Annotated in this window: 2 protein-coding genes and 3 pseudogenes; 2 read left to right on the top strand and 3 right to left on the bottom strand. The window is 57.1% G+C overall.

The features are described from left to right. The first annotated feature begins 142 nt into the window (after positions 1-142). Positions 143-517, top strand: a complete 375-nt coding sequence (locus AC0L18_RS32210) for a helix-turn-helix transcriptional regulator (protein WP_473495713.1) — start codon at positions 143-145, stop codon at positions 515-517. On the opposite strand, the pseudogene AC0L18_RS32205 reads toward AC0L18_RS32210, so the two are convergent. The 3 genes and pseudogenes from AC0L18_RS32205 to AC0L18_RS32195 form a co-directional block, all read right to left on the bottom strand. Further along, positions 471-1,728, bottom strand: a pseudogene (locus AC0L18_RS32205) (tyrosine-type recombinase/integrase). The gene AC0L18_RS32210 and the pseudogene AC0L18_RS32205 overlap by 47 nt on opposite strands. Positions 1,729-3,080: 1,352 nt before the next feature. Continuing rightward, positions 3,081-3,521 (bottom strand): hypothetical protein, encoded by a 441-nt coding sequence (locus AC0L18_RS32200; protein ID WP_473495714.1) that lies wholly within the window; start codon positions 3,519-3,521, stop codon positions 3,081-3,083. Positions 3,522-3,609: 88 nt separating this feature from the next. Beyond that, positions 3,610-3,693 (bottom strand): annotated as a pseudogene (locus AC0L18_RS32195) (type I restriction enzyme subunit R domain-containing protein); the annotation flags it as partial. Between the two features lie 16 nt (positions 3,694-3,709). On the opposite strand from AC0L18_RS32195, the pseudogene AC0L18_RS32190 reads away from it, so the two are divergent. After that, positions 3,710-4,138 (top strand): annotated as a pseudogene (locus AC0L18_RS32190) (recombinase family protein); the annotation flags it as partial. Between the last annotated feature and the right edge of the window lie 112 nt (positions 4,139-4,250).

The following is a 4,250-nucleotide window of genomic DNA, read 5'->3' as shown; positions in this document are numbered from 1 at the left end:
GCGGCTGCCTCCACCGTTCGAACACCTCGATGACGATCATGCGTCCGCCACAGCAGGGGCATGGCGGCCGGAAGTCTAGTTAGAGGGTGATGATACAGGCGTCGGACTGTCCGATATGCGCGCCGTGGCGCGCTAAAGTCCGATGAGGAGCGGTGGCGGCTTCCATCTTTCCGAATCTATTGCTCTCTATCTCCTCATTCGGAACCAGAGGAGACGCAACGTGAGCACTCACGCGAACACGACCAACAATAAAACGATCCGGCGGCATCAGTTGCGCGAGATCGTGCCCTTGGCTGATAGCACAATTTACGAAATGGAGCAGCGGGGCGAATTTCCGCGACGCTTCGCCTTAACCCCACGCTGCGTGGTTTGGGATCTGGGCGAGGTCCAGGCATGGCTCGCGGCCCGGCGCTCGAAACCAATTTTCCGGGCACCGGGCCCTGATGTAAAGCAACGTCGAGCCCATCCGGTCAAAGCGAAGGATCAGGCTCCAAGATCGGCATCGACGGCGGGGTGAGCGTCGGGACATACTTCTTGCCATCGAGCCAGGCGTCCACAGTGTCTGACCATTCTTGCATCATATGTCGGCCGCTGAATCTCGTACTCGGCCTTGTTGTAGACGCCCCGCGACGAACGGCCATCCTCGTGGGCCAGGCACTTCTCGATCCAATCGCCATTGAACCCAAGCTCATTCAACAACGTTGATCCGGTCCGCCGAAGATCGTGAACCGTGAACGGTTCGAGCGGCAAGCCTTCCTTCCTGGCTTGCTCCACCACAGAATAGGTTACTCGATTGAAGGTCGCTCGGGACATCGGCGCATCGGCATCATAGCGGGATGGCAAGACGTAGCGCGAGTTTCCCGAGCACGTCTTCAGCGCGATGAAGATATCGAGAACCTGGCGTGACAGATAGACGTTGTGCGCTTTCGAGCGTTTCATCCGCTCTTTCGGAATCGTCCAGACAGCGTTCTCGAAATCCACCTCATCCCATGTCGCGTCTTGAAGCTCACTCTTGCGAACCATTGTGAGTAGAAATAGGCGAAGACCCAAGCGGATGGTCGGCAGCGTAGCGACATGTTCGAGTTGCTTCAGCATGACGCGGATTTCCGGAGGGGAAAGCGAGCGATCGCGGGGAACGATGTTGGCAATGGACGCCGGCCCTACCTCATCAGCGGGATTGGCGACCTTCTCGCCATGAAGAATCGCGAAACCGTAGATCTGCTTCAGGATATCGCGAACGTGGATCGCCGTTGCAGGAGCACCGCGACTAACGATTTTGGCGCAAAGGGCCCGAAGATCATCAGGTGTGATTTCCGTCAAAAGACGGTTTCTCCAGATAGGGAGCAGTTCACGTTCGAAGATGGAGCGGCGCAGGGCGCGCGTACTGTCTGCCATGGGACCGGCAGTCAGCCACTTCTCACTGAATTCGCCGAAGCTCTTCGCTTCCTTGATGCGGCGCTTCTCGCGCTGTTTTTCAATCGCAGGAGATCGCCCCTCGCGGACGGCCCTTTTGGCATCGAGACACTTCTCCCGAGCCCGGGCGAGCGAAATGCCATCGCGTCCGTACTTGCCTAGATAGACAGTTTCCCTGCGGCCATTGAGCCTGTAGTCGAGGCGAAACGAGATCGCTCCACTTGGCATGACACGAACATACATGCCGTCGCGATCTGCGATCTTGTAGATTTTCTCTTTTGGTTTCAATGATTTGAGGGCGGCGTCCGTCAGCATCCCTGCAGTCTCCTAGAAAGTACCGTCAGCACAATTTTGGAGGTTCGTGGCAGCTATTTCCCTTTATTATCTGGTACTTAAGACAGAAAAAGTACCGTCACGAGCCTCATTGCTCGTGACGGTACTTTGAAAAATTCGGAGGAGCAATATGGCGGAGGCCCGTCAGTCGTCCGCCATAGCCAAACCGTGCCCGCCGATAGTTGCCGAAAGTTGACAGAGATTTATATTTATTTTCAATGGTTTGTGTCGGACACTGGCGCACTATCGGCGGCGTTCGGATGGATCTGAATCATTCCCACTCAATGATCAATTATGTCTATAACCGCTTGTTTTAATTGAGAAAATCTTATCATCTCGCCAAGTAATACCGTCAAGAATACCGTCGGATTCTTAGGCTGTTGAAAGACTAAAACAATGTGGTCGCCGTCGCGGTATGCACACTTTTGACTGCATTATTTACGACTGCCATTCGGCGAGGTCAAAGCCGGAGTTCACAGACCATACGGCGAGGACGGTCTTGCTCATGCTCGACAGCCCTAGGTCGAGTAGACGGGAATGGGCTGGCAGGAGATGGGTGTCGTGTCGAGTCCTGTCGATCCTCGGTCGACCAAAGCTTCGCATTCTCATCTGCTGTGATATTGTGTGGGCACACCTTTTTGAGGTCGTTCATTGGCAAGTCTTTGATGCTTGAAATTCTTCGGTGCTAGCAACATCATGTAATACGCTGGCAGGTTGACGACAAATCTCCTGTTCGATGGAGCTTGTCGTGCATTTTTTTGGATGAATCACCGTGCTAGCGTGGACACATAGGCCCAATGATCCTCTGTCCTTCAACGTTTCCGCTTCGGAAGACGACCCAAGAAAGGCTTTCTCGGCAGTACTTTCGCGTACTGAAGTACGGAAAAATTAGAATGCCTCTCCATCTGGTCGGGGAAACGATCGAGAAGACACGCAGAGACGGGCAAACTGGTGAAGCTGATGCGCGGCATCTACGTCGATGCCGATGATGACATCGACACGGTGCTCCTCCGACACGCTGTTCGCATGTCCCAATATCTATACCCGCGTGCTATCTCTCTGCAGCCATTTCCGTGCTGCTCGGCCCAACGCGCGACGGTGCCCTCTTCCTAAGCGGTCGACGTAAGCAGGCGACCCGACTCCGTTTCACTCAGGATGATTCAGAACGAAGGCCCGCCAACCCCTCTGTCGCACAAGCAGGATCAACGACATTGTGAACGAGTTCCGGATGGCAGTCTCTTCCTTGCACCAGCGATTCCTCGAGGCCTTTCGGCTACGCAGAGAGGATGCAGCGTCAATGGACGACGCCATGCGGGAGGCGATCGCGAAAAGGCTCATAGAGGAATACAGCAGCGCGAAGACGCGGTGTGGACGCTTGCGCGCGAAAACCAATGTGTCGCGAAGGCCAACAGGCCGAAGGCTATGTGCTCCGTCGCCGCGGTCGTCCCGGTGCGCAACGAAGCTGCGATGGATCTGATCGTGGCCTGGCCATCGCCGGCGACTATATGCATATCACCGTTGCCGAGGTCCGTTGGGTTCGCCAGCGCGGACGCGTTCGTTGGCGGGATGTCGCCGAAGGGGCCTATTGGCGCGAGCAGGTCGTCACAATTCAGACGCTTGTCATTGATCGTCTGCCGGCGTCGGTTCGCTCCGCGATGTTTCCTGCGGATGGTTATTGCGAAATCCGGCCGACCGGGCGCGAGTCGCCGCATGAGCTTGGATTTCCCCGCAATGTTGGGATCCGTAAACTTGAAGATCGCCTCCTCGATTTGCACACGCGCAACGACTGCGTTTGGTCGCGCAGCGGATCGATCCGCGCTGACGCGCTTGTTTGCCGGGCGCAACTCGGTTCGCGCGCGCGATCGTCTGCATCAGAGTGTGGTTCTTCATTGGCTTGTCGAGATAGATCGTCGAGCAGGTTGGCACGTCGAAGCCGGTGATCCACATGGCGCAGACGAAGACCAGTCTCGACCTCCCCACCTCCTGGAGCAAGGCTTAAAGCGGAACCGACGAGTTCACCGCCCGGATGCAGGAGGCCATCAACGGGATGATGCTGGACATGATCGCCGCGACTGCCCGCAAGGACTATGACGACAGGCGGCGGCGGCAGGCCCAGGGTATCCAGAAGGCCAAGCAGGAAGGGCGCTACCGGGAGCGGCCTGAGGACCAGGAGCGCAATGCGGCCATAGTGAAGATGCTCAAGGCGGGCCAGTCCTGGAACAACATCGTGGCCGCAACCGGGGCCTCCAGGCGCACCTTGGCTAGGCTGGCGAAGCGGAGCCATTTAGCGTTCCCCTCGGCACGTCATAAGCAGGTGGTCCGTACCGTCTGCCCTACGCACTCCAACCGCTGGACAAGGATAGCCCCGCAGCGCGTGCTCATGTCGGTCTGAGGTACCGCCACCGGGCAGCCTCTCGGCGTCTGGCGGTCGAGTTGTGTGCGTCAAGTTCTGCAAAAATGGCGTGGCATTCAGCGGTGACGTTGGCGTGTCCGCCGCGCAGCCC

It is taken from the genome of Mesorhizobium sp. WSM4819 (assembly GCF_055811215.1).
Note: the sequence above shows the minus strand (reverse complement) of the source record. Positions and strands in the feature narration are given on the sequence as shown.

Excerpts from the sequence above, each read along its gene's own strand:
- AC0L18_RS32210 (WP_473495713.1), top strand. The coding sequence starts at position 143 with ATGAGGAGCGGTGGCGGCTTCCATCTTTCCGAATCTATTGCTCTCTAT.